This is a genomic window from Micromonospora sp. DT48 (genome assembly GCF_049844495.1).
In the GTDB taxonomy this organism is placed as follows: domain Bacteria; phylum Actinomycetota; class Actinomycetes; order Mycobacteriales; family Micromonosporaceae; genus Micromonospora.
Map to the genome: position 1 here is coordinate 293,798 of NZ_JBNCLE010000007.1, position 25,706 is coordinate 319,503.

Annotated in this window: 21 protein-coding genes and 1 pseudogene; 10 read left to right on the plus strand and 12 right to left on the minus strand. The window is 71.2% G+C overall.

Annotated features, from left to right (window positions below):
• Window positions 1-19: 19 nt before the first annotated feature.
• Window positions 20-1,426 (minus strand): KamA family radical SAM protein, encoded by a 1,407-nt coding sequence (locus ACLQ2S_RS09420; protein ID WP_425701524.1) that lies wholly within the window; start codon window positions 1,424-1,426, stop codon window positions 20-22.
• Window positions 1,427-1,579: 153 nt separating this feature from the next.
• On the opposite strand from ACLQ2S_RS09420, the gene ACLQ2S_RS09425 reads away from it, so the two are divergent.
• The 9 genes from ACLQ2S_RS09425 to ACLQ2S_RS09465 all read left to right on the plus strand — a co-directional run bounded on the left by ACLQ2S_RS09425 (window position 1,580) and on the right by ACLQ2S_RS09465 (window position 11,845).
• Window positions 1,580-2,629, plus strand: coding sequence for a zinc-binding alcohol dehydrogenase (locus ACLQ2S_RS09425; protein WP_309223052.1), 1,050 nt, complete (start codon window positions 1,580-1,582; stop codon window positions 2,627-2,629).
• A gap of 7 nt (window positions 2,630-2,636) precedes the next feature.
• Window positions 2,637-4,202 carry an amidohydrolase gene (locus ACLQ2S_RS09430; protein ID WP_155216852.1) on the plus strand — a complete coding sequence of 522 codons (1,566 nt, stop codon included), beginning with the start codon at window positions 2,637-2,639 and terminating at the stop codon, window positions 4,200-4,202.
• Window positions 4,199-5,758, plus strand: coding sequence for a lysine 5,6-aminomutase subunit alpha TIM-barrel domain-containing protein (locus ACLQ2S_RS09435; protein WP_309222959.1), 1,560 nt, complete (start codon window positions 4,199-4,201; stop codon window positions 5,756-5,758). The genes ACLQ2S_RS09430 and ACLQ2S_RS09435 overlap by 4 nt, the downstream gene beginning before the upstream one ends.
• Complete coding sequence (locus ACLQ2S_RS09440) at window positions 5,755-6,510, plus strand: OAM dimerization domain-containing protein (RefSeq protein ID WP_425701525.1); 756 nt, start codon at window positions 5,755-5,757, stop codon at window positions 6,508-6,510. Before ACLQ2S_RS09435 ends, ACLQ2S_RS09440 begins: the two co-directional genes overlap by 4 nt.
• Window positions 6,507-6,899: a hotdog domain-containing protein gene (locus tag ACLQ2S_RS09445; protein ID WP_425701526.1), complete on the plus strand. Its 393-nt coding sequence runs from the start codon at window positions 6,507-6,509 to the stop codon at window positions 6,897-6,899. The genes ACLQ2S_RS09440 and ACLQ2S_RS09445 overlap by 4 nt, the downstream gene beginning before the upstream one ends.
• On the plus strand, window positions 6,896-8,227 hold the full coding sequence (locus ACLQ2S_RS09450; protein ID WP_309222957.1) for a glutamate mutase L: 1,332 nt from the start codon (window positions 6,896-6,898) through the stop codon (window positions 8,225-8,227). Before ACLQ2S_RS09445 ends, ACLQ2S_RS09450 begins: the two co-directional genes overlap by 4 nt.
• Before the next feature lie 559 nt (window positions 8,228-8,786).
• Window positions 8,787-10,379 carry an apolipoprotein N-acyltransferase gene (gene lnt, locus ACLQ2S_RS09455; protein WP_425701576.1) on the plus strand — a complete coding sequence of 531 codons (1,593 nt, stop codon included), beginning with the start codon at window positions 8,787-8,789 and terminating at the stop codon, window positions 10,377-10,379.
• 40 nt (window positions 10,380-10,419) lie between these two features.
• Window positions 10,420-11,229, plus strand: a complete 810-nt coding sequence (locus ACLQ2S_RS09460) for a polyprenol monophosphomannose synthase (RefSeq protein ID WP_309222956.1) — start codon at window positions 10,420-10,422, stop codon at window positions 11,227-11,229.
• An 88-nt stretch (window positions 11,230-11,317) separates the two neighbouring features.
• Complete coding sequence (locus ACLQ2S_RS09465) at window positions 11,318-11,845, plus strand: FxsA family protein (protein WP_155216345.1); 528 nt, start codon at window positions 11,318-11,320, stop codon at window positions 11,843-11,845.
• Window positions 11,846-11,905: 60 nt separating this feature from the next.
• Here the strand turns inward: ACLQ2S_RS09465 and ACLQ2S_RS09470 are convergent, their stop codons facing one another.
• On the minus strand, window positions 11,906-12,247 hold the full coding sequence (locus ACLQ2S_RS09470; protein WP_046564157.1) for an RNA polymerase-binding protein RbpA: 342 nt from the start codon (window positions 12,245-12,247) through the stop codon (window positions 11,906-11,908).
• A gap of 266 nt (window positions 12,248-12,513) precedes the next feature.
• The gene (locus ACLQ2S_RS09475; RefSeq protein WP_425701527.1) at window positions 12,514-13,035 is read right to left on the minus strand and encodes a pyridoxamine 5'-phosphate oxidase family protein; all 522 of its coding nucleotides are present in this window, start codon (window positions 13,033-13,035) and stop codon (window positions 12,514-12,516) included.
• 69 nt (window positions 13,036-13,104) lie between these two features.
• Here ACLQ2S_RS09475 and ACLQ2S_RS09480 point away from each other — a divergent pair, with 69 nt between their 5' ends.
• Window positions 13,105-16,128 (plus strand): Tn3 family transposase, encoded by a 3,024-nt coding sequence (locus ACLQ2S_RS09480; protein ID WP_425701528.1) that lies wholly within the window; start codon window positions 13,105-13,107, stop codon window positions 16,126-16,128.
• Between the two features lie 91 nt (window positions 16,129-16,219).
• Here ACLQ2S_RS09480 and ACLQ2S_RS09485 read toward each other — a convergent pair whose 3' ends face one another.
• From ACLQ2S_RS09485 to ACLQ2S_RS09525, 9 genes and pseudogenes are all read right to left on the minus strand, one after another.
• The gene (locus tag ACLQ2S_RS09485; protein WP_155216343.1) at window positions 16,220-16,840 is read right to left on the minus strand and encodes a hypothetical protein; all 621 of its coding nucleotides are present in this window, start codon (window positions 16,838-16,840) and stop codon (window positions 16,220-16,222) included.
• On the minus strand, window positions 16,837-18,099 hold the full coding sequence (locus tag ACLQ2S_RS09490) for a hypothetical protein (protein ID WP_155216341.1): 1,263 nt from the start codon (window positions 18,097-18,099) through the stop codon (window positions 16,837-16,839). The genes ACLQ2S_RS09485 and ACLQ2S_RS09490 overlap by 4 nt, the downstream gene beginning before the upstream one ends.
• The gene (locus ACLQ2S_RS09495; protein WP_155216339.1) at window positions 18,096-18,851 is read right to left on the minus strand and encodes an ATP-binding cassette domain-containing protein; all 756 of its coding nucleotides are present in this window, start codon (window positions 18,849-18,851) and stop codon (window positions 18,096-18,098) included. The genes ACLQ2S_RS09490 and ACLQ2S_RS09495 overlap by 4 nt, the downstream gene beginning before the upstream one ends.
• Window positions 18,852-18,876: 25 nt before the next feature.
• Entirely contained in the window at window positions 18,877-19,236 is a 360-nt protein-coding gene (locus ACLQ2S_RS09500) for a hypothetical protein (RefSeq protein ID WP_230462425.1), read from the minus strand.
• A gap of 345 nt (window positions 19,237-19,581) precedes the next feature.
• Window positions 19,582-20,334 (minus strand): recombinase family protein, encoded by a 753-nt coding sequence (locus ACLQ2S_RS09505; protein WP_375335315.1) that lies wholly within the window; start codon window positions 20,332-20,334, stop codon window positions 19,582-19,584.
• A gap of 394 nt (window positions 20,335-20,728) precedes the next feature.
• A pseudogene (locus tag ACLQ2S_RS09510) lies at window positions 20,729-20,869 on the minus strand (pyridoxamine 5'-phosphate oxidase family protein); the annotation flags it as partial.
• A 43-nt stretch (window positions 20,870-20,912) separates the two neighbouring features.
• Complete coding sequence (locus ACLQ2S_RS09515; RefSeq protein WP_155216335.1) at window positions 20,913-22,070, minus strand: hypothetical protein; 1,158 nt, start codon at window positions 22,068-22,070, stop codon at window positions 20,913-20,915.
• Window positions 22,071-22,149: 79 nt separating this feature from the next.
• Window positions 22,150-23,208: a LacI family DNA-binding transcriptional regulator gene (locus ACLQ2S_RS09520; RefSeq protein ID WP_309222955.1), complete on the minus strand. Its 1,059-nt coding sequence runs from the start codon at window positions 23,206-23,208 to the stop codon at window positions 22,150-22,152.
• Complete coding sequence (locus tag ACLQ2S_RS09525) at window positions 23,205-25,655, minus strand: glycoside hydrolase family 3 C-terminal domain-containing protein (protein ID WP_425701529.1); 2,451 nt, start codon at window positions 25,653-25,655, stop codon at window positions 23,205-23,207. Before ACLQ2S_RS09525 ends, ACLQ2S_RS09520 begins: the two co-directional genes overlap by 4 nt.
• Window positions 25,656-25,706 lie beyond the last annotated feature (51 nt).

A 25,706-nucleotide genomic window follows, 5' to 3' on the forward strand; every position in this document is an offset into this window, starting at 1 on the left:
GCCGGCTCGGCTGCTGTGGTCAGTCGTCGCGGTGGTCGCGCCACCACTGCTGACCGGCTTCGGGGAGGGTGTCGATCGGGTCGTAGTAGGCGTAGCGCTTGCTGAGCGCCTCCAGGTCGGCGGACTCGATGGAGGTGCGGTAGTTCTTCGTCCAGTAGGAGATGCCGCGGTCCCGGTCGTACTCGGTGACCATGTGCACCCAGCGCTTGCCGACGAAGGGCACGTCGCAGACGATCCGTGGGGTGGCGTACCCGGGCAGGTAGCCCATGATGTCGTGCTGGAGCTGCTGGGCGTGCCAGACGGGGACGCGCCAGTGCTCGGCGTTGGGGATCATGTCGCACATGTAGAAGTAGTAGGGCAGGATGCCCGCTTCGCCTTGGAGCGCGAAGCAGAGGTCGAGTAGGTCGGTGCTGGTGGCGTTGACCCCGCGCATCAGCACGCCCTGGTTGCGTACGTCGCGTACGCCGATGTCGAGGGCGGTCTGGGCGGCCCTGGCGACCAGTGGGGTGAGGGACTGGGCGTGGTTGACGTGGGTGTGGATGGCGAGGTTCACGCCGCGCCGGGCGGCGGTGCGGGCGACCCGCTCCAGACCCTCGACGACGTCGGGTTGCAGCCAGTGCTGGGGTAGGCCCATGAGTGCCTTGGTGGCGAGCCGGATGTCGCGGATGGTTTCGATCTCCAGCAGGCGCATGAGGTAGGACTCGAGGTTGCGCCAGGGCACGTTGGCCACGTCGCCGCCGGAGACGACGACGTCGCGGACTCCGGGGTGTGCCTTGAGGTAGCTGATGTGGGCGTTGTAGCGGTCGACGGGTTTGAGGGTGAGTTTGAGTTTGTCGACCGTGGGGGTGGAGTTGCCGACCAGGTCCATGCGGGTGCAGTGGCCGCAGTACTGCGGGCAGGTGGAGAGCAGTTCGGCGAGGACTTTGGTGGGGTAGCGGTGGGTGAGTCCTTCGGCGACCCACATGTCGTGTTCGTGGAGTGAGTCGCGGGTGGCGTACGGGTGTGACGGCCAGTCGGTGCGTCGGTCGGAGGCCACCGGGATCATGTAGCGCCGGATCGGGTCGGCGAGCAGCGCTTCGGTCGTGGGTGGCGCGTCCGGCGTCATGGTGTTGATCATTTGTGGGGTCACCAGCATGGACATGGTGGCCAGGGCGCGCTGGTCGGCTTCGAGGTCGGCGTAGAAGGTGTCGTCGACGGTGTCGCCGAGCACGGTGCGTAGTTGCTTGATGTTCTTGACGCAGTTGACGCGTTGCCACTGGGCGTTCTCCCACTGGTCGCGGGTGATGTCGCGCCAGCCGGGATAGCGGGTCCAGTCGGGTTCGACGAGTGGGGTGCGGCGGTATTCGTAGGGCTGGCCGGTGCGGGCGGTGGTGGGGGCCGGCGGTGGTGCCGGGATGGTCTGCACCGGCGGTTGGGTCTGGGTCACGGCCCCTCCTCTGGTCTGTCCGGGTGGTCAGCGGCCCGAAGGCTACTGGAAAAATTTCGGTAGAGAAATTAGTCTGCCGTAAGTTTTCCCGCCACGCGAGCCGAAGGCGGGGCTTCAGGCGGTCGGACAGGGGAGGTCGGCGTGACGTCACCGGTGGGCCTGCACCGCGTCGTGGAACCGGCGGGTGTGCTGCCGCAGGCTGCCTGGCGGCTGGACGCGAGTGCGGAGATCGCGCCGAACGAGGTGCGGATCCGGGTGGAGCGGTTGAACCTGGACGCGGCGAGTTTCCGGCAGTTGTCGGTCAAGCACGGGGGGGACGGTGACGCCGTGCGGGCCGAGGTGCTCGACATCATCGCCACCCGGGGGAAGATGCAGAACCCGGTGACCGGGTCGGGTGGCATGTTGATCGGCACTGTCGAGGAGGCGGGTCGTCGGTCGCCGTTGGGGTTGGCGGTGGGCGATCGGGTGGCCACGTTGGTGTCGTTGACGTTGACTCCGCTGGTGGTGACCGACGGGTTGGCCCGTTGGGACGGTCGTAGTGAGCAGGTGCCGTGCGAGGGGTGGGCGATTCTGTTCGCCCGGTCGGTCGCGGCGGTGCTGCCGACGGATCTTGATCCGCAGCTGTCCCTGGCGGTGCTGGACGTGTGTGGTGCGCCGGCGTTGACGTCGCGGGTGGTGTCGCAGTACGTGGCGCAGCGGTCGGCCGAGGGCGGTGACCGGCCGGTGGCGGTGGCGGTGGTCGGCGGGGCGGGTAAGAGCGGTTCGTTGTCGTTGGCGGCGGCGCGGCGGGCGGGTGCGGGTCGTACGGTCGGTGTGGTGCCGGTGGTCGGGGAGCGTGACGCGCTGGTGGCGGCCGGTGTTGCGGATGCGGTGGCGATGGCCGACGCGCGTGATCCGGTGGCGTTGTCGACGGCGGTGACGTCGGCGTTGGGGGTGCCGGCGGACGTGACGGTGGTGTGTGTGGATGTGCCGGGTTGTGAGCATGGCGCGGTGTTGGCGACCGCGGACGGCGGCACGGTGATCTTTTTCTCGATGGCGACGAGTTTCGCGGCGGCGGCGTTGGGTGCGGAGGGTCTGGCGGCGGACGTGACGATGCTGGTCGGTAACGGTTATGTGCCGGGGCACGCGGAGTTGGCGTTGGGTCTGCTGCGGGGTGAGCCGGGGGTGCGTGGGCTGTTCGAGGCGCGGCTGGCGGCAGACTGAGGCCATGATGAACAACCCCTCGACCTTGTATCGCGCCGGTGTGTTGCATTGTCCGGCGGATCCGTCCGCGACGGCGTTGCTGGTGCGTGATGGGCGGATCGCCTGGCTGGGTTCGGATGCGGAGGCGCCGTCGGCGGATCGGGTGGTGGATCTGGCTGGTGCGTTGGTGACGCCGGCTTTCGTGGACGCGCATGTGCATGTCAGCGACACGGGGTTGGTGTTGTCCGGGCTGGATCTGTCCGGGGTGCGTTCGGCTGGTGAGTTGTTGGACGCGGTGTCGGCGTTCGCGGCGGGGTTGCCGGCGGACGCGGTGGTGTTGGGGCACGGGTGGGACGAGTCGACGTGGTCGGTGGGGTGTCCGCCGTCGGCGGAGGAGTTGGGGCGGGCGGCGGCCGGGCGGCGGGTGTATCTGTCGCAGGCGTCGATTCATTCGGCGTTGGTGTCGTCGGCGTTGTTGGCGGCGTGTCCGGAGGCGGCCGGTGTGCCGGGGTACGACGGGTCGGGTTGGCTGCGTCGTGATGCGCATCATGTGGTGCGGGCGGTGGCGCGGGCGTCGGTGACGCGGGCGCAGCGGGTGGCGGCGCAGCGGGTGGCGTTGCGGCGGGCGGCGTCGTTGGGGATCGCGGCGGTGCACGAGTGTGGTGGGCCGGAGATTTCCGATGAGGAGGATTTCACCGGTTTGTTGGCGATTTCCGGTGCGGGGGTGCCGGAGGTGTACGGGTACTGGGGTGAGTTGGGTGGTGCGGCTCGGGCGCGGGAGTTGGGTGCGGTCGGTGCCGGTGGTGATTTGTTCGCTGATGGTGCGTTGGGGTCGCGTACGGCGTTTCTGTCGGAGTCGTACGCCGATGGTGACGGGTGTGGTCACGGTTATCTGAGCGCGGACCAGGTCCGTGATCATTTGTTGGATTGTGCGGCGCATGGGATGCAGGGCGGGTTCCATGCGATCGGTGACGCGGCGGTGTCGACGGTGTTGGAGGGTTTCGCGGCGGCGGCCCGGCAGGTGGGTACGGATCGGTTGCGGGCGGCGCGGCATCGGGTGGAGCACGCGGAGATCGTGGATCGGCGGTTGATCGCCGGGTTCGTGGAGTTCGGGGTGGTGGCGTCGATGCAGCCGGCGTTCGACCGGTTGTGGGGTGGCGCGGGTCGGATGTATGAGGCGCGGTTGGGGTTGGCGCGGGCGTTGGCGTCGAATCCGATGGGTGCGATGCACGGGGTGGGTGTGGCGTTGGCGTTCGGGTCGGATTCGCCGGTGACGCCGTTGGATCCGTGGGGTTCGGTGCGGGCGGCGGTGGCGCATCACAACCCGGTGCAGCGGATGAGTGTGCGGGCTGCGTTCGCGGCGCATACCCGGGGTGGTTGGCGGGCGGTGCATCTGGACAGCGAGGGGGTTCTGGCGTTGGGTGCGCCGGCGACGTTCGCGGTGTGGTCGACGCCGGCTGGGGTGGAGCGGGGGTTGCCGGTGTTGCAGGCCGAGGATCCGGAGGCGCGGGGTGCGGATGATCCGACGCCGTTGCCGGTGTGCCGGCGCACGGTGTTGCGTGGCGAGGTGATTTATGAGGAAGGGTCCGCGTGACTGGGAAGCTTGATCTGGATCCGGTGCTGGTGGCGCGGGCGCGTCAGTTGGCGCGGCGGGCCGGGCAGCCGGTGGTGGAGTTGGCGCGTAGCCATACGACGGTGTCGGTGGAGCGGGCGGTGCTGCGGCTGGCGGGGGTGGCCGGTGCTGATCCGGATGGCATTCCGTGGGTGAACCGTCTGGTGGAGGCGGTGGTGGCGGATGTCGGTTTGGGTCACGGGGTGGCGCTGCCGGTGTTCGACGCGTTGGTGCGGGAGCAGTGCGCGGATGTGACGTTGTTGGCGCAGAAGGCGGCGGCGGGGTCGGTGCGGTTCGTGGTGCCGTCTGGTCGGGCGGCGACGGCGGCGCGGCGGGCGGCGCGGCGGGCGGTGGCGGCGGGGATTCGGCGTATCGATCGGCGGCGGGCCGAGCGGGAGCGGTTGGTGCGGCGGTTCGGGGATCCGCCGCGGCGGCCGTGGATTTATCTGATCGTGGCGACGGGGGACATCTACGAGGACATCCCGCAGGCGCAGGCGGCGGCGCGGGCCGGGGCGGATGTGATCGCGGTGATCCGGTCGACGGGGCAGTCGTTGCTTGATTACGTGCCGGAGGGTGCGACGCGGGAGGGGTTCGCCGGCACGTACGCGACGCAGGAGAACTTCCGGTTGATGCGGGCGGCGTTGGATGTGTCGTCGAAGGAGTTGGGCCGGTATGTGCGGCTGACGAACTACGCGTCGGGGCTGTGTATGCCGGAGATGGCGACGTTGGCCGGGTTGGAGCGTCTGGACATGATGCTCAACGATTCGATGTACGGGATTCTGTTCCGGGACATCAATCCGGTGCGGACGTTCGTGGACCAGCGGTTCTCGCGGCAGGTGCACGCCCGGGCGGGGATCATCATCAACACCGGTGAGGACAACTATCTGACCACTGCGGACGCGGTGGACGAGGCGCACACGGTGACGGTGTCGCAGTTGCTCAACGAGTACTTCGGGCATGAGGCGGGGTTGGCGGACTGGCAGTTGGGGTTGGGGCACGCCTTCGAGATCAACCCGGATGTGCCGGAGTCGTTGCGGTTGGAGTTGGCGCACGCGTTGTTGGCGCGGGAGTTGTTCCCGGATGCGCCGTTGAAGTGGATGCCGCCGACGAAGCACATGACCGGTGACGTGTTCCGGGGGAATCTGCTGGATGGTTTCTTCAACCTGGTGGGTGCGCTGACCGGGCAGGGGATTCTGCTGGTGGGGATGATGACGGAGGCGGTGGTGACGCCGTGGTTGTCGGACCGGGACATCGCGTTGCAGAACGTGCGGTACGTGTTGGGTGCGGCGGGCGGGATGGCGGAGGATTTCCGGCCGGTGCCGGGCGGGTTCGTGCAGCAGCGGGCGAACCGGGTGTTGTCCGAGGCGGTGGAGTTGTTGGAGCGCATCGGTGAGCAGTCGTTGTTGACGGCGATCGCCGAGGGCACGTTCGGGATCATGAGGCGGCCGGCGGATCGGGGTAAGGGTCTGGACGGAGTGGCGCGGCATGAGCCGGGTTACTACAACCCGGCGACGGAGATTCTGGAGCAGTCGTCGTGAGTGGTGGCAGTGTCGTGCGGCCGTACGGGGACACCACGGGTGACGGCATGGTGCAGGTGTCGTTCACGTTGCCGGTGCCGCATGACAAGCGGGCCGAGGGTGCGGCGGCGCAGTTGGCCAACAAGATGGGTATCGACCCGGCGATGGTGGTGCACGCGAAGCCGATCGGTGACGGGTTCACGTTCTTCGTGGTGTACGGGCGGGTGAACCATCTGGTGGACCTGTCGGCGGTGCGGGTGGTGGAGCGGGATTTTCCGTTGCTGAGCGCCAAGGAGGTCAACGCGATCGTCAAGCGGCGGTTGCGGCGCAAGTTGTCGGTGGTGGGGGCGTGTATCGGCACGGACGCGCACACTGTCGGCATCGACGCGATCCTCAATGTGAAGGGCATCGCGGGGGAGAAGGGTCTGGAGTACTACCGGGAGTTGTCGGTGACGAACCTGGGTGCGCAGGTGAGTGTGCCGGAGTTGGTGGAGGCGGCGCGGGTGGCGCGCGCCGACGCGGTGTTGGTGTCGCAGGTGGTGACGCAGCGGGACGCGCATGTGCACAACACGCGGGAGATGTCGGCGGCGTTCCGGGAGGCGATGCCGGCGGGTCGGCGGCCGTTGCTGGTGGTGGGTGGGCCGCGGTTCGACGAGTCGCAGGCCGCCGAGCTGGGGGTGGATCGGATCTTCGGTCGGGGGACGACTCCGGGTGAGGTGGCGTCGTACCTGGTCCATGCGTTGATCACGGGCAGGGAGGCGAGGGTGGCATGACGGATCCGCGGTTGGGTGTGACGGTGACGCATCGGCGGTATGTGCCGTACGCGCACGCGCACTATGCGGGCAACCTGGTGGACGGGGCGTACGCGTTGGGTCTGTTCGGGGATGTGGCCACCGAGGTGTGTATCCGCACCGACGGTGATGAGGGGTTGTTCGCGTCGTATTCGGATGTGCAGTTCCGGGCGCCGATGAGGGCCGGTGACGTGTTGGAGGTGGTGGCGACGGTGACGCGCGTGGGTAGCCGGAGCCGCACCATCGACTTCGAGGCGCGGGTGGTGTGTCGGGGTCGGCCGGATCGGGGTGAGTCTGCGGCGGAGGTGTTGGCGGAGCCGTTGGTGGCGGTGACGGCGACCGGCACGGTGGTCGTGCCCGCTGCGGCGTGAGTGTCGCGGTCTGCGCCGACGTCGGTTCGACGTACACGAAGGTCGCGGTGGTCGACCTTGACGGTGGTGGGTTGGTGTCGGCGGCGGCGGCGCCCACCACGGTGGGCTCGGATGTGTGGTATGGGCTGGCCGCGGCGGTGGGTGCGGCCTGCGCGGGGGTGACCTCGGGTGAGGTGCCGTGGTTGGTGTGTTCGTCGGCCGGGGGTGGGTTGCGGCTGGCGGTGATCGGTTACGAGCCGTTGGTGACGGCGCAGGCGGGTCGCCGGGTGGGTCTGTCGGCGGGGGCCGACGTGGTGCATGTGGCGGCGGGGCGGCTGGGTCGGGCCGAGTTGACGGCGTTGCGGGCGGCCCGCCCGGACGTGGTGTTGCTGGTGGGTGGCACCGATGGTGGGGACGCGGACACGTTGACGCACAACGCGACGCGGCTGGCGCGGGCACGGTGGCGGGTGCCGGTGGTGTTGGCGGGCAACGTCGACGTGCGGGACGAGTTGGGCGGGTTGTTGGCCGCGGCCGGGGTGCCGGTGACGGTGGCGGACAACGTGTTGCCCCGCATCGGGGTGTTGGCGCCGGAGTCGGCGCGGGCGGCGATCCGGCAGGTGTTCCTGCGGCATGTCATCGGCGGTAAGGGGTTGTCGCGGGGTGGCCGGTTCGCGCGGCTGGTGCGGGCGGCGACGCCGGATGCGGTGCTGTCGGGGGTGGAGGTGCTCGCCGACGTGGCCGGTGGTGACCTGGCGGTGGTCGACGTGGGTGGGGCGACCACGGACGTGTACTCGGTGCTCACCCCGGACGAGCGGGCCAGCGGGCCGGGCCGGGAGGTGGCCGGGGAGTTGTGGCGGGCCCGGACGGTGGAGGGGGATCTGGGGGTGCGGTGGAGCGCGCCGGGGGTGGTGCGGGCGGCTGTGGAGGAACGTCTGGTCTCGGCGGCCGATGGTGACGCGTTGGCGGTGGACGCGGCGGTGCGGGCCGCCGATCCGGGGTTGTTGCCGGTCGACGCCGCCGGGCGGGCGGTCGACGCACAGTTGGCGGCGTTGGCGGCGACGGTGGCGTTGCGTCGGCATGCCCGTGGGGTGGGCACCGGTGAGCGGGCCGGTCGGGATCTGCGGGACGTGCGGCTGCTGGTCGGTTCCGGTGGGGTGTTGCGGCATGCCCCGGGCGGCGACGCGGCGGGGGTGTTGGCGGCGGTGTTAACCGATCATGCCGGTGGGTGGGCGTTGCCTCGGGCGGCCCGGCCGGTGGTGGACACCGACTATGTGTTGGCCGCTGCGGGGTTGCTCGCCGAGGAGCATCCGGTGGCGGCGCGGGCGCTGGTGCGGCCGTTGCTGGGGTGAGCAGGGTGGACGGTGGCCGGTCGGGAGCGACACGCCGAGGGCGGTGCGACGACTCGTCGGGGGTGGGTTGACAAGCCCGGGGGTGGGCCACGTACCGTCTTTGAGTCCTACCACGGGAAGCGGCTGTTGTTCGCTTCGTCCCTTCGTCCGCTGGCCGAGCGACACGGTGCATCGTCAGTCGCGGCGGCCAGGTCCAGCGGGCGGGGGTCGGCGGGGCGGCGCGAACCGGCCGCGGTTACCGGTGTACGGGCAGGATGGGGTGCACGGCCAGTAGACAACGGCCAGGCGGAGACAGCCAGTCATCGTCCGGTCGGTCCGAAGGTCGGCGTGTCACATTCCGCCGCACCGGCCGGGAGGGGCCTGGGAGCATCGGGGCGCGGCGTATGCCGCGCCCCGACTTCGTGGGTGACCATCGCCACTGACCGACGCAGCGGCGGCGGGAGGGGCCGATGCGGACGCGGTGCGTCGAGCATCCGTCGGGTCGCCCCGCACCCGCTGACGATCAGCGTCAGCGGGTAGCCTTCGGCGCGTGATCGCGTCCGACCCGCCCGTGACGACCGTGGACCGTGCCGCCGGATCCCACCCGCCGACGCCCGTGCCGGTGGCCGGGCCGGTGCGCCTGCCGGTGGCGGTGGTCATGGCGGTGGCCGCCGGGCTGGCGCTGCTGCTGGCCTTCCCGCCGTACGGGTGGTGGCCGCTGGCACCGGTCGGGGTGGCCCTGCTGGCCGCGGCGACGCACCGGCGGCGGCTGCGGGCCGGTGCCGGGTTGGGTTTTTTGGCCGGTCTGATCCTGTTCGCGCCGATGCTGGCCTGGACGAACCTGCACACCGGCTACCTGCCGTGGGTGCTGCTGTCGCTGTTGCAGGCGGCGTATGTGGCGCTGCTGGGTGCGGCCACGGCGTGGGTGTCGCCGCTGGTCGACCGGTTCCCGGCGGGGTGGCCGGCGGTGACCGGTGTGTTGTGGGTGGGGCAGGAGGCGTTGCGTGACCGGACACCGTTCGGCGGGTTCCCGTGGGGGCGGTTGGCGTTCGGTCAGGACGAGTCGCCGCTGCTGCGGCTGGCCGCGGTGGGCGGTGCGCCGCTGGTGACGTTCGCGGTGGCGGTGGCCGGTGGGCTGCTGGTCACCGGTGTCTGGTGGGCGGCGCGGGCCCGTCGAGTCGACGGCCGGGGGTGGTGGGTGCCCGCCGCCGGGTGCGCGGCGACGGTGGTGCTGCTGCTCGCCGGTGGGCTGCTGGTGCCGGTGGCGACGACCCGCGACGCGACGAGCGTGACGGTGGCGATCGTGCAGGGCAACGTGCCACGGCTCGGGTTGGACTTCAACGCGCAGCGGCAGGCCGTGCTCGACAACCACGTCGACGCCACCATCGCCCTGGCCGCCGAGGTGGCCGCCGGTGCCCGACCCCGACCGGATCTGGTGGTGTGGCCGGAGAACTCCAGCGACATCGACCCGCTGCGCAACGCCTCGGCCGGGGCCCGGATCTCCGCCGCCGCGGACGCGGTCGGGGTGCCGATCCTGGTGGGTGCGGTGCTGTTCGGGCCGCAACAGGGGCAGGTGCGCAACGCGGGACTGCTGTGGCGGCCCGGCAGCGGCCCCGACCTGGAGCAGCTGTACATCAAACGTCATCCGGTGCCGTTCGCCGAGTATGTGCCGCTGCGTCGCATCGCCCGGATGGTCAGCGACCAGGTCGACCGGGTGCGGGCCGACTTCGTGGCCGGCACCGAGGCGGGGGTGGTGCACAGCGGGCCGGTGGTGCTCGGCGACGTGATCTGTTTCGAGGTCGCCTACGACGGGCTGGTCCGCGACACCGTCGTCGGTGGGGCGCAGCTGCTGGTGGTGCAGACCAACAACGCCACCTTCGACGAGGCGGAGGCCCGCCAACAGTTGGCCATGGTGCGGCTGCGGGCGGTCGAGCACGGCCGTGCCGCGTTGATGGCCTCCACGGTCGGAGTGTCCGGGTTCGTCGCCCCGGACGGGCGGGTAAGCGACGCCACCGGGTTCAATACCCGCGCGGTCGTGGTGCGGCAGCTTCAGCTGACCGAGGGACGCACGCTGGCCACCCGGGTCGGGGTGCTGCCGGAGGTGGTGCTGGCCGGGCTGGCGGTGGCCGCGCTGGCCGGCGCGGCGGTGCTGCGGCGCCGGCGGGACGGCTGAACCGCACCGGTGGCCGCCCACCCGGGGTGAGGGGGCAGCGGTGAGGCACGGAACGGACATCCGGCCGGTGACGACCGGGGTGCCCGGCGTGGGTCGGGTGCTGGTGGTCATCCCCACCTACAACGAGGCCGACAACGTCACCGCGATCGTGCGGCGGGTCCGCCGGGCCGCACCGCAGGTGGACATCCTCATCGCCGACGACAACAGCCCCGACGGCACCGGCGAGATCGCCGAGGGCATCGCCCGCACCGACCAGCGGGTGCACGTGCTGCACCGGCAGGGCAAGCAGGGACTCGGCGCGGCGTATCTGGCCGGGTTCGCGTGGGCGCGGCGGCGTGGGTTCGACGCGGTGGTGGAGATGGACGCCGACGGCTCACACGCCCCGGAGGACCTGCCGGCGTTGCTGGCGGCGGCCCGCGACGCCGACGTGGTGATCGGCTCGCGGTGGACCCGGGGTGCCCGGGTGGTCAACTGGCCGCTGCGGCGGCTGCTGCTGTCGCGGTGCGGCAACCTGTACGCGCGGTTGGCGTTGGGGATGCCGGTCGCCGACGCCACCGGCGGCTACCGGGTCTACCGGGCCGGGGTGTTGGACGCCCTGGACCTGGATTCGGTGTGTTCGCAGGGGTACTCGTTTCAGGTGGAGTTGTCGCGGCTGGCGCACCGGGCGGGGGCCCGGATCGTGGAGGTGCCGATCACCTTCGCCGAACGGGAACGCGGCGCCAGCAAGATGAGCCCGCTGATCGTCGTGGAGGCGTTGTGGCGGATCACCGGTTGGGCGTTGCGTGACCGGCGCACCGCGGTGCGGCGGGGACTGCACGGGGTCACCGCCGGGCAGGCGCGGTGGCCCTGAGCGGGCGGCGTGTCATGCTGGACAGACCAGACGGCTGCGCCGCCGGGCGCGCCGCGACGACGAGGCGCCGTGAGGCGGATGGGGTGATATGCGCCGAGCACTGAGGTTCGTACCGTTGGCTCTGCTGGTGTCCACGGCCGTGGAGATCGCCGTTTTCGTGGCGGTGGGTCGGGCGTTCGGGTTCGGTACGGCGATGCTGCTGGTCTTCGCGGCTTCACTGCTGGGCCTGGTGCTGCTGCGCCGGGAGGGTGTGCGGGCGTGGCGCGGTTTCCAGCAGGCGGCCCAGGCGGGTCGGCCCCCCGGTCGGCAGGTGACCGACGGGCTGGTGGGGCTGCTCGGCGCGCTGCTGCTGGCGACCCCGGGCCTGGTCAGCAGTGTGGTGGGGTTGTTGTTGCTGGTGCCGCCGGTGCGCGGGTTGATCCGTGGTGGGGTGCAGCGGGCCGCCGAGCGGCGGGTGTCGTCGATGACCGCCGGTGACCTGTTCGGGCCACGCCGGGTGCGGGTGTATCGGGGTGGGCCGCAGCAGCCGCCACCGTCGCAGCCCACGACGTCGCCGACGCCCGGCACGGCCGTCGAGGGGGAAGCCATCGAGGGTGAGATCGTGGAGCCGCGCTGACGCGGCCGGACACGACGGTGCCCCCGGGGAATTCCCGGGGGCACCGTCGACGTTTCGCCGTCAGGCACGACCGCGACGGGTGCGGACCTCCTGCAGCCGCTCGGCGAGGATGTCCTCCAGTTCGGCGATCGAACGCCGCTCCAGCAGCATGTCCCAGTGGGTGCGCGGCGGCTTGGCCTTCTTCTGCTCCGGCTCACTGCCGTCGACGAGTCGGGCCACGCTGCCGTCGAACTTGCATTCCCAGGTGGTCGGCACCTCGGCGTCGACGGCGAACGGCACCTCGAACTGGTGACCCTTGGCGCACAGGTACTCGCGGGTCTGCCGCGGCGCGAGCTCCGTGTTGCGGTCGGACTCGTAGCTGACCGCGCCCAGCCGGCTACCGCGCAGCATACGCTCGCCCATGATCGACTTCCCCTCTTCGGTGGTGCAGGTCCTATCGGTGTAACGGTCCGTCTCCGTCGGGCCATTCCCACGGCCACGCCTCGACGCCCGCAGACCCGGGTGCGCAGTCAAGGGTAACCGGCCATGACGTACGCCCGGCGGGGTCGTCCCAGCCGGGTCGTCTCAGCGGACCGTCGCCGCCAGCGGGAATGGTAACCGGCGCGGGCCAGGTGGCGGGGACGCGACGGCAGACGCGCCGCGTCGTAGCCGAAGGTGTCGCGGCACGGTCAGCCGGTTCGGGGTGTCGGCGGCAGCGGCAACGGCAGCCCGGGCAGGCCGTCGATGCTGGTGGCGATGTCGTCCTTGCCGGCGAAGTAGGTGTCCAGCGACGTGTCGTCCTCCCGGCCGAACCGGCGGGCGTGCAGGTCCCGGTCACCGTCGTAGGTCATCAGCGGCACCGCGAACCCGCAGGTGTCGCGGATCAGCCGGGCGTGCACCACGATGATCGCCCGGAGGCCGTGCTGGGTGGTGTCGATGTCGGTGAAGCGTGCCAGCAGGTCGGGGAAGCGGGGGTCGTCACGGAACACCGGCTCGCCCCGGCCGTGCACCCGCACGATGGTGGGCGGGCCGGTCAAGGCGCACCACATCAGCGTGATACGGCCGTTCTCCCGCAGGTGGGCGATGGTCTCGGCGTTGCCGCCGGCGAAGTCCAGATAGGCCACCGTCTGCTCGTCGAGCACCGTGAGGCTGCCGCGCAGCCCCTTGGGCCTGTCCGTAGCTTCCAGCGAAAAACCAACGCTAAGGTCCATTGATCTTCGTGGTGGGTGACCCGTAGCGTGCCGTCCGTTCGGTGACGGTCGCTGTGCGGGCGGTGGTGGGTGGCGACTCGGGATGTGTTCTCCGAGGAGGAGCTGGCGCGGCTTCGGGGGTTCCCGGAGGTCACGCGGGCTGAGTTGATCCGCTACTTCACGGTGACCGGCCCGGACGAGGCGTTCCTGCGGAAGTTCCGGACCGGCCGCAACGTGCTGGGCGCGGCGGTGCAGTTGTGCACGCTGCCGTGGTTGGGGTTCGTGCCGGACGAGGTGGTCTCGGCGCCGGCGGCGGTGGTGGGCCGGTTGTCGCAGCGGCTGGGTGTGCCGATGGGCGAGTTGCGCGGCTACGGGGAGCGGGAGCAGACCCGCACGGATCATCTGCGGCAGGTGGTGGCGTACTGCGGGTGGCGGGCGATGGACACCGCCGAGTGGAAGGACCTGGACGAGTTCCTGTTCGCGCGGGCGATGGAGCACGACTCGCCGAAGCTGCTGTTCCGGCTGGCCTGTGAGTATCTGATCTCGTCGCGAGTGGTGCGGCCCGGTGTGGTGCACCTGCTGGAGCACGTGGCCACGGCGCGGGCCCGGGCGCGGGCGGAGACGTGGACGCGGGTGGCGCATCTGCTGACCGACCGTCGCCGGGCGGAGCTGGACCTGCTGCTGGTGCCCGACGCCTACCTCGGGCGCACCCCTCTCGCCTGGTTGGGGGTGGGGCCGACGTCGTCGAGTCCGATGGCGGTGAAGGCGGAGTTGGAGAAGCTGGCCTACCTGCGCCGCCTGGACGCGCGCACCCTGGACTTGTCGATGCTGCCGACCGAGCGTCGCCGGTTCCTGGCGGGCGTGGGGCGGCGGCTGACCGGGCAGGCGTTGCAGCGCCGCGAGCCGGAGCGGCGGTATCCGATCCTGTTGACCCTGCTCGCCCAGTCCGCCGTTGATGTCCTCGATGAGACGTTGCTTCTGTTCGACCAGGCCGTCTCCGGACGTGAGTCGGCCGCGCGGCAGAAGGTCGTCGAGGCCCTGGCGGAGCGCGCTAAGGGTGGGGAGAACCGGCAGGCCCTGCTCGACGAAATCCTGACCATCGTGCTCGACCCAGGAGTGGGTGATGAGCAGATCGGTGGGCTGCTGCGCGGCCGGATCGGGATGGAGCGGATGCGCGCGGCCTGGACCGAGCGGCGTGAGCGGCTGCCGCGTGATCACGGGCATTTGGCGATGATGCACGCCTCGATGACCTACCTGCGCCAGTTCGCCCCGGCTGTGCTGGCGGCGGTGCGGTTTGCCGGCGGGCCGGGCACCGAGCAGCTCTTGCAGGCGGTGGCGGTGCTGGCGGAGTTGTACGCGACCGGGACCCGGAAGGTGCCGGCCGGGGCGCCGGTGGGGTTCGTGCCCACGAGGTGGGCCGGGTACCTGGCCGCTGCGGCGGAGGCCGGGAACGTGACCGAGTATCGGCACTACTGGGAGATCGCGGTGCTGATTGGCCTGCGCGATGGGCTGCGCTCCGGTGATGTGTTCGTGCCAGGGTCGCGGCGGTACGCCGACCCGGCGTCGTTCCTGCTGACCGCTGAGGCGTGGGCGCCGCAGCGCACCGAGTTCTGCCACCTGGTCGGCAAGCCGGCCCCCGCCGCCGACGCCCTCGCACAGGCCGACGAGGAGCTGCATACCGCCCTGGCCGACCTGGAGACCCAGCTGGCCAAGGGCGATCCGGGCGAGGTGCGGCTCACCGACGACGGGGAGCTGATCATCCCGCCGTTGACGGCCGAGGACGTACCGGCCGAAGCCGACGCGCTACGCGCCGAGCTGGCCGCGATGCTGCCCCACCTACCTCTCGCGTCGGTGCTGGTGGAGGTCGACGCGCGGACCGGGTTCACCGACCATCTGGTGCACGCGGGCGGGAAGGTGAACCGGCCGGCGGAGCTCAAGCGCAACCTGCTGTATGTGATCATCGCCGAGGCCACCAACATGGGCCTGTCCGCGATGGCCGAGTCCTGCGGCGTACCGTACGACGTCCTCGCGTGGACCGCCGAGTGGTACTTCCGACCCGAGACTCTGGAGGCGGCCAACGCCGCGGTGGTGAACTACCATCACCGGCTGCCGTTGACCCGGGCGTTCGGGTCGGGGGCGCTGTCGTCATCCGACGGGCAGCGGTTTCCCGTGAAGGGCAAGTCCATCACCGCGCGGCACCTGTCGCGGTATTTCGCCCGCGGGCAGGGCGTGTCGACCTACACCCACGTCTCCGATCAGCATTCGACGTTCGACACGAAGGTCATCGTGGCCACCGCCCCGGAGTCGCACTACGTCCTGGACGGGCTGCTGGGCAACGCCACGGACCTGCCGACGTTCGAGCACGCCACCGACACCCACGGCGCCACCCTGGCCAACTTCGCCCTGTTCGACCTGGTCGGCAAGCAGCTCTCGCCGCGCATCCGCGACCTGGGGAAGATCACCCTCTACCGCACGGGCGCGAAGGCCGACGTCCTGGCCCGGTATCCGCGGTCGGGCCCGCTGCTGACCCGCCGGCTGAACACCGACCTCATCGTCAGCATGTGGGACGACCTGCTGCGGGTCGCCGCCTCGGTGCAGGGCGGGCATGCCACCGCCGCCCTGGTGGTCGGGAAGCTGTGCTCGTCGAAGCGGCAGCAGAACGCCCTCACCTCGGCGATCAAGGAGTACGGGGCGCTGCGCCGCACCGTGTACGCGGCCCGGTACTTGGCTGACGAGACCTACCGGCGCAGGATCGCCCGGCAGTTGAACAAGGGCGAAAACCTGCACGCCCTGCGCCGCTCCCTGGCCTACGCCGGGGAGGGGGCGATCCGCCGCCGGCACCACGAGCAGCAGACCGAGCAGATGTGGTGCCTGACCCTGGCCACCAACGCCATCGTCTGCTGGTCCACCGAATACCACGGCCTCGCCGTCGGCGCGCTGCGCACCGGCGGCCGCCAGGTCGACGACGAGGTCCTCGCCCACATCTGGCCCACCCACCACGCCAATGTGCACTTCTACGGCACCCACTCCGTGGACATCGACGGCGAACTCGCCCAGCTCGACGCCGACGGCTACCGGCCGCTGCGCCTACCCGGTCCGGCGGAGTTCGCCTGAGCCGGCCCCGGGTAGCCGCCGTTGCCGGCGGGGGTTGCGGTCATACTGCGCGGGCGGGCAACGTCGACGGTTGAGGTCTCGACCGGATCCTCTACTCGAGTTCGACGCGCGCCGCATGCAACGCTGAGGCGCGTCGGCGCGTGGGGCTGGCGAAGGCTGCCAGTCCGGTGAGCAGGAGCGCGGTGCTGACGGCCCAGGATGCCGGGTCTGTGTCGCTGCGGGCTGGCCAGTCCAGCGGCGGAAGGTCGGTGCCGGTGCCCGCGACGACCAAACCGATGCCGAAGGCCGTGATCGGGACCATCCAGCCCATGCTGAGGCGGAAGGCGGCGGCTCCGAGCAGGGAGTAGCCGAGCAGGCCCAGGTAGTTGCGTAGCGCGCCGGGTTCGGTGATGGTGCCGGTGAGCGGCTGGGCTGCCCAGGCGACCAATGCGGCGCCGATGAGGACGGCCGCGGCCAGGTAGAGCAGGTCGTACAGGTCGACGCGGCGCACGGCGAGGTGTTCCTGCATCGGCAGCGCCGACCACGCTGCGGCGGTGGTGAGGTAGGCGGTGATCGCGGGCAGAACGGCGGCCCAGGGTAGCGGGATCGGCTCGCTGGCGCCGATGAACAGGTGTTGGCCTGCGAGCTCGCGGGCGACGACTGCGACGGTGATGAGGGCCAGCAGCAGGGGCGCCGCTCGTCGGGACTTCAGGAGTAGTCGGGGGCCGATCATGTGAACGACTGCGGGGCCAGGGAGCAGGTACGCACGGCGCCGGCGTGGGCGGTGAGCCACTGCTGCTGGTTTCTCAGGGGCAGACTGAGGAAGTTCACTTTGGCCTGCTGCTGGTCGGGGGTGCGTGGTGTGAACAGGTTGTCGTCGCCGACGGCCCACGCCACGACGAGTTGCGCCATGGCGTGAGCGGTGTTGTCCCGTCGAGGCCCGTGGGCGCATGAGTCGACGCCGAGGGCGGCGATGGCGATGTCGAGGCTCGCGCGGTCGTAGTGCTCGACGGTGGGGGCGTCGAGGGCGTAGGCGATCGCGCCTGGTGTGGGTAGGCCGCCCACGCCTCGGGGGCGCTGTTCCACCCGGCTAATGGCGAATGGTGTGGCGGCTAGGCGCTGGGTGATCGCCTGCGCCCGCTGACTGATCGGCGAGAAGCTGTTGGCGAAAGCGGGATGGATGCACACCTGGGGTGAGCTGCCGGAGCAGGACCAGACGATGTGGCGGTTCACGTCGACGTAGCGGCCGTTCTCGCCGATGACGATCGCGGCGCCGCTGACGGCCAAGGCCAGGGACGCCCCGACTGCCGGGATCACCACTCGGGCCGAGGAGCGCACCTTGACGGCGGCCAGGGCCAGGGCCAGCAGCGCCAGGCCGGTGAACCACAGCATCTGGCCGCGCATGGTCGGAGCATGCGGTGCGCTGAACGGTGGGATCAGCTCGACGGTGAACGGGAACATCGCGTACCAGGTGCCGTACTGCCCGAGGTTCCAGGTGGTGGCCAGGTAAGTGACCAGCGCGGCGATGAACGGGGTGAACCGACCTGGCAGCAGCACGCCCACGCCGTAGGCGACACAGATGGCGGCGGTGAAGCCGACCCCGGCCGAGGCCAGCCACCACCAGAACGGGCCACCCCACGTCGCGGTCGCCGCCGTGGGCACCAGCGTCACCATCGCGACCAGGGCGTAGGCCACGGTGGCGCATGCCGCCAGCACGCCGGCCTCGACCAGCGGCGCCTGCGCCGGATCGCGGCCCGCCAGCAGCCAGGCGTGGCGTGCGGCGCGGCGCTGCGAGCGGCCTCCCGCCCAGGCGGCAACACCCACGGCCAGCGGAGCCATCAGCACCGGGGCGCTCGTCACCGCGCCGGTGGCGTACGACCAGACATTGTCCGCGCTCATCTGGGCGCGGGCCATGAACACGCCGATCCCTACCAGGACAGGCAGGCTCCACAAGCCCGGCCCTCGGCGCAGCTCGATGCGGACCGGGGTCACGCGCGCACCGCCGGCTGCCGCAGCGCGGCCAGATAGCCGCGCTCCAGATCGCTGTCCCCGTCCGTTCCTGTCCTGGCAAGGCCTTCCAGCCCGGCCACCGTCCCGGTGAACACCACCGAACCCTCGTTGAGCACGATCAGGGTGTCCGCGACGTGCTGGGCGTCGTCCACCACGTGCGTACTGACCAGCACGGCGGCCGTGTCGGCAACCTTCCGCAGGACACGACGCAGCTCGATGCGCTGCTGAGGATCGAGACCGGCCGCCGGCTCGTCGAGAATGAGCAGCGCCGGCTCGTGCACGATCGCCTGCGCGATACCGGCCCGGCGCAGCAGCCCGCCTGACAAGCTGCCCATGCGTGAGGCGGCCCGCCCGGACAGATTCATCAACCGCAGCGCCCGGTCCACCTTCACGCCGATGTCTCGCTCCGGTACGCCCTTAAGCCAAGCGGCGTAGCCGACGAAATCCCGGACGGTGTAGCCGGGGTAGTGTGACACCGTCTGTGGCAGGAAACCGATTCGCGCCGCGACGGCCCGAAGACCGCCGCGGCGCAGCACATCACGACCGAGAACGTGAAGGTTCCCCGCCACCGGACGCTTGAGACCCACGATGGTGTGCAGCAGTGTCGTCTTCCCGGCCCCGTTCGGGCCCAACAGAACCGTCACCCCGCACGGAACCACGACGTCGAGATTGCGAAACACATTCCGCTTCCCGTACCGCTGCGCCAGTCCGTGTCCGATGACTGGGTCATCCATCGCGGGCCCCCCGAATGCGTCAGGATCAGCACGTGGTCACCTGAAGGTTGCCGGTGTCCTCATAGGTCGGGTGAGAGGTGAAAAATGAACGACCGTAGTAGTTCGCGGTCCGTCCGCCGTCGCAGCTGCTGGTCTCAGCGTAGTAGACGGTGCCCGTGTAGTGGTCGTCGTAACTGGACACCACCGGGTCGGGCAGAACGCTCACGTTCCTCTTGATCTCGATGCGGAAGGTGCGGGTCGCGGACGTGGAGCAGTACGCGTCGTTGTAGGCAGTCATGTAGCCGCCGCTCTGGGAAATCACCGGGTTGCCCTGGGAGCAGCCCGACGGGTTCGCCCATGCCGGACTGGCCACCGCGATAGTGGACAGCCCGAGGGCGACCGTCATCACGGCCGCCGTCGATCGCCTCATGCGATTCTCCGATCCTCGCTACGGATGGCAAATGCGCATGGCCGTGATGATGACTAGTCGAATTCACCCAAGCACTGTCAGTCGCCGCCGTCAATGGCTGACGATTCGCTGTCTGCCATTTGCATGACTTGGAGGTCCGCTCCCTGCCTGGAGACGCACGAGAATTAAAGACGAAGAGAGTATCTCCGACTCATGCGTCTATGTGCGCCAATTTCCCTTGCAGGGGCATGTCGACGCAGTGACGCCGCCACCCGGCAATCTCACGTCCCCTGGGCAAGAACGTGCCGATCATGACAGCCGACCGCCGCGGCTTCTCAGCGCTCACTGCCCAGCGTGGGGCCCGCCTCGGCCACGCGGAGAGGTGCTGAGCAGAGGATCGTACAGGGCGAGGTCGGGCGCGGGCCGGGTGTCGTCGGGCAGGGCGGCGATCTGGGCGGCGAGGCGCGGCTGCGCTAACTGCGGTGGCAGCAGTTCGGGCAGTGCCTTGTATATGGTGCTGCGCGAGACGCCGACGAGCTTGGCGATGGCGCTGATGGACCGGTCCGGCTCGGTGAGCAACTGGCGGGCGTAGGCGAGCTTCTCCGGGGTCATCGCCGGTGGCCGGCCCAAGCGCTGGCCGCGGGCGCGGGCGGCGGCCAGGCCCTCGTTGGTGTTGGCCACGATGATCGTGCGGATGAACTCGGCCAGGGCGGCGAAGACGTGGAAGACGAACATGCCGCCGGCGGTGGTGGTGTCCAGCTTCTCGTGCAGCGACAGGAACCCCACCCCCTGGCGCTTGAGTCGACCCACGATGCCGATCAGGTCCTCCAGGGACCGGCCGAGCCGATCCAGCGACACCACGGTCAGGGCATCACCGGGCCGGGCGTAGTCGAACATCCGGGCCAGCTCCGGCCGGTCGGCGTTCTTGCCCGAGGCCTTGTCGAAGAAGCAGCGCGCGCAGCCGGCCGCAGTCAGCGCGGCCTCCTGGCGGGCGAGGTTCTGCTCGCGGGTCGACACCCGGCCGTAGCCGACGAGCACCCCGGCAAGCGGAGCGGGCGCGAGAAGGTCCACCGGAACGGGCGTGGGGGTGGTCATGCCATCCATGGTGCCCAACAAACGCTGCGGCGGATTCTTGGACACGCCCGGTTTCTGGACAGGTTTGTTGGACAGCCCTGACCGATCGCCGATCTACTTTTTGATCTTGTTCGGGAAACGGTCGATTCTCGGACACCCCTGCGCCAAGTCCTGCCCGCATTCGCACTCGCCGACGCCGGACCGTCACTCACCACCACGCCCGATCGATGCACAAGGCGAAGGGGTCGCGCGTCGACGGCCCGGTGCCACCTCTGCCGCACCACCGTCAACGACGCGCAGCATGTGGCCGGCACCCGGGGGGTGGGTGCCGGCCACATGCTGCGTTGGGGTCGGCGGTCCGCAGAGGGCCACGCCGCCCCACTCGCCTAGATCAACTTCTTAGCGTTGATTTTTCGCTGAAAGCTACGGCTGGGCCCTTGGGTGAGAGGTTGACCGTGCCGTCACCGGCCAATGGCGCGGTCGCGGTGAAGAACATCGGCTGCGCCTCGATGAACTCCCGTAGCCGCCCATCGATGCGCTCATACGTCATCCCCATACCCCCATCCTCGCCCACCCACCCGAGGTTCGCGAGGTCCTGGTCAGGGGGTGGAGTGGGTCAGGGCGGTGGCCAGGTCGGCGACCTTCGCGGCGAGCTGCGCCACCTGCTCACGGGCGTCGTCGCGGTCGGCCTCGACGGCACGCAGGCGTACGGTCAGCTCGGTCACCTGGCGCTGCGCGGCGCCGAGCGTTGCGCGTACGCCGGCCAACTCGTCGTCCAACCGGTCCGCGCGGGCGGTGACGGCGGCCTGCTGCTCCCCGGCCTGGTGGGCCTGCGCCCGCGCCCGGTCCCGGTCGGCCTCGGCCAGCCGACGTGCCTGCTCCGCCCGCTCGGCCTCGACGCGCGCCGAGGCCGTGTCCGCCCGGGACCGTTCAGCGTCCACCCGGGCCTGGTCGGCTTCCGCGCGGGCCTTCTCGGCGTCGACGCGGGCGGCGTCGGCGTCGGCCCGCGCCTGCGCCAGCTCACCCCGCAGCCGCTCGACCTCGGCCAGCGCCGCCGCTGCGGCGTCGGCGGCCCGCTCGGCGTCGACGCGTGCGGCGTCACGATCCGCGGCCACCTCGCCGCTGCGGCGCTGCTCGGCGGCCAGGTCGGCGCGCAGCGCGGCCAACTGACTGCGGGCGGCGTCCCGGTCGGCCTCGGCCTGCGACCGCAACGCCTGCGCCGCCGCCGCCTCCCGCAGCGCCTCGTCCCGGGCCGTCTCGGCGTCCTGCGCCCGCTGCTCGGCGGCGGTCACCTGCGCGCCCGCCCGGGTGACCTCGACACGAGCGGCGTCCCGCTCGACGGTCGCCGCCTCGCAGCGCCGGCGCTGCCGTTCGGCCTGCGCCACGGCGTCCTCGGCGGCCCGCACCGCCTCGTCGCGTTCGGCCTGCGCCGCCGCGACCTCCCCGGCGGCCTCCGCGCGTAGCTGCGACAGCTGCCGCTGCACCCCGGCCGGGGACAACTCGGCGTGCAACGCCTCGGTCAGCGTCGCCACGATCTGGTCGAGCCGATCCACGGCCTCCCAGGTGCGCGCCACCTGACCGGGCAGGCCCGGGGCGTTGCGGTGACGCATCCGGCTGTTGCGGGAGGCCCGCTGGCAGGCGCCGTCGTTGTCCCGGCAGTACCGGAACGGGCGGCCCGCACCGGCCCGCTGCGGCACGTCACGCCCACAGTGGGCGCACGGCCGCGTCTCGGGGGCGGAAATCGACTCGGCGTCCATCGAGGCGGCAGTCTAGTGGGCCCTGTCGGCGACGGCGACGAGGTCACCGCAGGGCCACCGGAGAACCCGGCGCATCCGGTCAGCGGGCCGCCGTCCGATCGTCGAGCACCGCCGGGGCGGTGCTGTCGCGCACGGTCAGCTGAGGTTCCAACAACGTCACCTGCGGGGTCGCCTCGTCGCGTACCTTCCGCATGAGCAGCGACACGGCCTGCCGGCCGATCTCCTCGGCGGGCACCGGCACGGAGGTCAGGCGCGGGTTGGCGTGCTCGGCGAACTGGTCGGGGCAGACGGCCACCACCGACACGTCATCCGGCACGCGTCGACCCAGCGCGGCCAGCGCCGCCTGCACCGGGCCCACCGCGGCCTCGTTCTGCACCACCAGGGCGGACAGCTCCGGCTGCCGGTCGAACAGCTCCACCACCCGGCGGTGCACCTCGGCGGCGTTCTCCTCGCAGGGCAGCGTCACCGCCTCGACCCCGTGTCGGGTCGCCGCCTCCACCACGCCCGCGCGGGTGCGGTGGGCGAAACCGGTGCCCCGGTCGTAGACGGCTTGCGGCGCGCCGAGCAGCGCGATACGGCGGTGACCGAGGCTCGCCAGGTGCTCCACGCACACCTGGCCGGCGCGGTGGAAGTCCAGGTCCACGCAGGTCAGTCCGTCGGTGTCGGCGGGCACCCCGATCAGCACGCTGGGGCGGCCGAGCTGCCGCAGCAGCGGCACCCGCACGTCGTGCAGTTCCACGTCCATCACCAGCACCCCGTCGACCAGGGCACCGGCGGCGATGCGGTGCAACCCCTGCGGGCCCTCGTCGGAGGTCAGCAGCAGCACGTCGTGGTCGTGGCTGCGGGCGGAGGTCACCACCGCCGTGGCGAACTGCATCACCACCGGCACCTGGATGCCCGAGCGCAGCGGCAGCACCAACGCGATCACGTTGGCGCGTCGGCTGGCCAGGGCCCGCGCACCCGCGTTGGGGTGGTAGCCGAGCAGCCGGACGCTGGCCAGCACCCGGTTGCGGGTCACCTCGGAGATGGCCCGTTTGCCGCTGAGCACGTACGACACGGTGCTCACCGCGACACCGGCGTGCCGGGCCACGTCGGAGATGGTGGGTTGACCGGACGGCACCCGGCCCCGCCCGCTCACCGGACCCCGCTCACCGCGTGCGGCCGGCTCGGGTGGGCCGGTGACTCACCGCGTACGGCGAGGGCGCCGACCAGCCGGATGTCGGTCGCGGAACGCCCGACCAGCACGGTGTGGGTGGCCTCCTCCACCACGGTGCGGCCCCGCTCGGCGTCCCACCAGCCCAGCTCGGCGCTGCGCAGCCGCAGCGTGACGGTGCGCCGTTCACCGGCGGCGAGGACGACCCGGGTAGCGTCGCGCAGTTGCCGCAGCGGCTGTTTGACCCGGGAACGCCGCTGTCGGGTGTAGAGCTGCACCACCTCCACGCCGGGGCGGTCACCGGTGTTGACGACGTCCACACTCACCTCGACATCCTCGCCGACACTCACCGATGTGGCGTTCAGCCGTAGGTCGCGGTAGTCGAAGTCGGCGTAGGACAGTCCGTGCCCGAACGGGTACAACGGTTCGCCCCGGTAGTACAGGTAGGTGGAGTCCGCGCCGATCACGTCGTAGTCGAGCAGGTCCGGCAGTTCGGCGGCGTCGGCGTACCAGGTCTGGGTGAGCCGGCCGCCGGGCTCGGCGTCGCCGAGCAGCACCTCGGCCAGGGCGTGGCCGTGTTCCTGCCCGCCGTGGGAGGACCAGAGCACCGCCGGCAGGTGCTCCCGCGCCCACCCGATGGCGTACGGGTAGCTGCTGGTGACCACCAGCACGGTGCGCGGGTTGGCGGCGTGCACGGCGCGCAGCATCGCCTCCTGCCGGGCCGGCAGGGACAGGTCGAGCCGGTCCTCGGTCTCCCGACCGTTGACCATCGGGTGGTTGCCCAGCGTCACCACCGCCACGTCGGCGGCGGCGGCCAGTTCGGCGGCCCGTGCCGCGCCGTCGACGACCACGTCGATGTCGAAGGGGGTGCCGGCCTGCCGGTCGTCGCCGTCGACGCGCAGCAGGCCGTCGTCGTCGACGGTGACGTACCGGTCGGTGGCCAGGTGACGCAGCAACACGGTGCCGTCGGGCAGCGGGTCGAACTGGAAGGTCTCCCGGACCACCCAGCCGCCGGGGCCGGGCCGGTCGTTGACCAGTGTGCCGTCGTCGTCGACGCCGACGTGGCGGCCGTTGCCGGCGGCCCGCAACGCCACCGTGTCCCGACCCCAGTCGAACACGTCGAAGCAGGCGACTGCCTCCCCGACACGAAGTGGCCCACCGTCGGCGTCGTCGGGGCAGCCCACGTGCCGGTCGCCCACCCGCAACCCGATCCGGTCGGTGCCGGGGTGGCTGGTGACCTGCGGCAGCCGCTGCGCCAACCCGTCACTGACGCTGACCGCGTACGGCAGGGTGCCGCTGTACCAGTCGGTGTGCACGATGTCGGCGAGCGGGCCGAGCACGGCGACGCGCAGGTCGGACGGCAGTGGCAGCAACCCTTGGTTGCTCAGCAGCACGATCGACTGTCGGGCGGCTTCCCGGGCCAGGTTCTGGTGCGCCGCGCAGTTGATCACCTCTGGGCCGACGGTGGCGTACGGGTCGGTGTGTGGTGGGTCCAGGTCACCGAGCCGCAACCGGATGGTGAGCGCCCGCCGGACCGCCCGGTCCACGTCCGCCTCGGTGATCAGCCCCCGGTCCAGGGCTTCGGTCAGGTATCGGCGGGTGGGGGCGCTGTCGGCGTCGTGCTCGGTGAAGCTGTCGATGCCGGCACGCAGCGCGGCGGCGAATCCGCTGACGTCGTCGGGCAGGTGGCCCTGCACTCCGGCGATGTTGCTGACCGCGCCCGCGTCGCCGACGACCAGCACCTCGCCGGGCGCCCACCGGCGCAGTTCGTCGTCGATCAGTGGGCTCAGGTGTGCCGGCACCCCGTCGACCAGGTTGTACGAGGCCATCGCGGCGACCGCCGCGTCGGCGGCGATGGGGGCGCGGAACGCCGGTAGTTCGTACTCGTGCAGCACCCGGGGTGGCAGGTTGCTGGAGGTGGTGGCCCGGTCGGTCTCGTTGTTGTAGCCGAGGAAGTGTTTGACCGTGGGGGCGGTCCGCAGCCGTTCGGGGTGCTCACCGCGGAGCCCCTGGGCGTAGGCGGTGGCGAGCCGCCCGGTCAGCCACGGATCCTCCGACCAGCCTTCCTCGTTGCGTCCCCAGCGTGGGTCGCGCAGCGGGTTGACCACCGGTGCCCACACGTTGAGGCCGACCTGGTGCGGGTCGGCCTGGTGTTTGGCGCGTACCTCGTCGCCGACGGCGGCGCCGACGGCGCGGATCAGGTCGGGGTTCCAACTGCTGGCCAGGCCGATGGCCTGGGGGAAGACGGTGGCCGCGCCGAGCCAGGCGACGCCGTGCAGCGCCTCGGTGCCGGTGCGGAAGCCGGGCAGGCCGAGGCGGGGGACGGGTGCCTGCCACTGGTGCAGCAGCCCGATCTTCTCGGGCAGGGTGAGTCGGGTGAGCAGGTCGTCGACCCGCTCCCGGATGGCGGTGGTGGTGGTGCGGTCGGTCATGGTGGTTCGCCTTCCCGTGCCCGGCGCGCGCCGGGGGTCGAAGCGCTTCGA

Coding starts and splice junctions, on each gene's coding strand:
- ACLQ2S_RS09430 (WP_155216852.1), top strand. CDS start 2,637: ATGAACAACCCCTCGACCTTGTATCGCGCCGGTGTGTTGCATTGTCCG.
- ACLQ2S_RS09445 (WP_425701526.1), top strand. CDS start 6,507: ATGACGGATCCGCGGTTGGGTGTGACGGTGACGCATCGGCGGTATGTG.
- ACLQ2S_RS09465 (WP_155216345.1), top strand. CDS start 11,318: ATGCGCCGAGCACTGAGGTTCGTACCGTTGGCTCTGCTGGTGTCCACG.
- ACLQ2S_RS09470 (WP_046564157.1), bottom strand. CDS start 12,247: ATGGGCGAGCGTATGCTGCGCGGTAGCCGGCTGGGCGCGGTCAGCTAC.
- ACLQ2S_RS09475 (WP_425701527.1), bottom strand. CDS start 13,035: ATGGACCTTAGCGTTGGTTTTTCGCTGGAAGCTACGGACAGGCCCAAG.
- ACLQ2S_RS09485 (WP_155216343.1), bottom strand. CDS start 16,840: ATGATCGGCCCCCGACTACTCCTGAAGTCCCGACGAGCGGCGCCCCTG.
- ACLQ2S_RS09495 (WP_155216339.1), bottom strand. CDS start 18,851: ATGGATGACCCAGTCATCGGACACGGACTGGCGCAGCGGTACGGGAAG.
- ACLQ2S_RS09500 (WP_230462425.1), bottom strand. CDS start 19,236: ATGACGGTCGCCCTCGGGCTGTCCACTATCGCGGTGGCCAGTCCGGCA.
- ACLQ2S_RS09505 (WP_375335315.1), bottom strand. CDS start 20,334: ATGACCACCCCCACGCCCGTTCCGGTGGACCTTCTCGCGCCCGCTCCG.
- ACLQ2S_RS09515 (WP_155216335.1), bottom strand. CDS start 22,070: ATGGACGCCGAGTCGATTTCCGCCCCCGAGACGCGGCCGTGCGCCCAC.
- ACLQ2S_RS09525 (WP_425701529.1), bottom strand. CDS start 25,655: ATGACCGACCGCACCACCACCACCGCCATCCGGGAGCGGGTCGACGAC.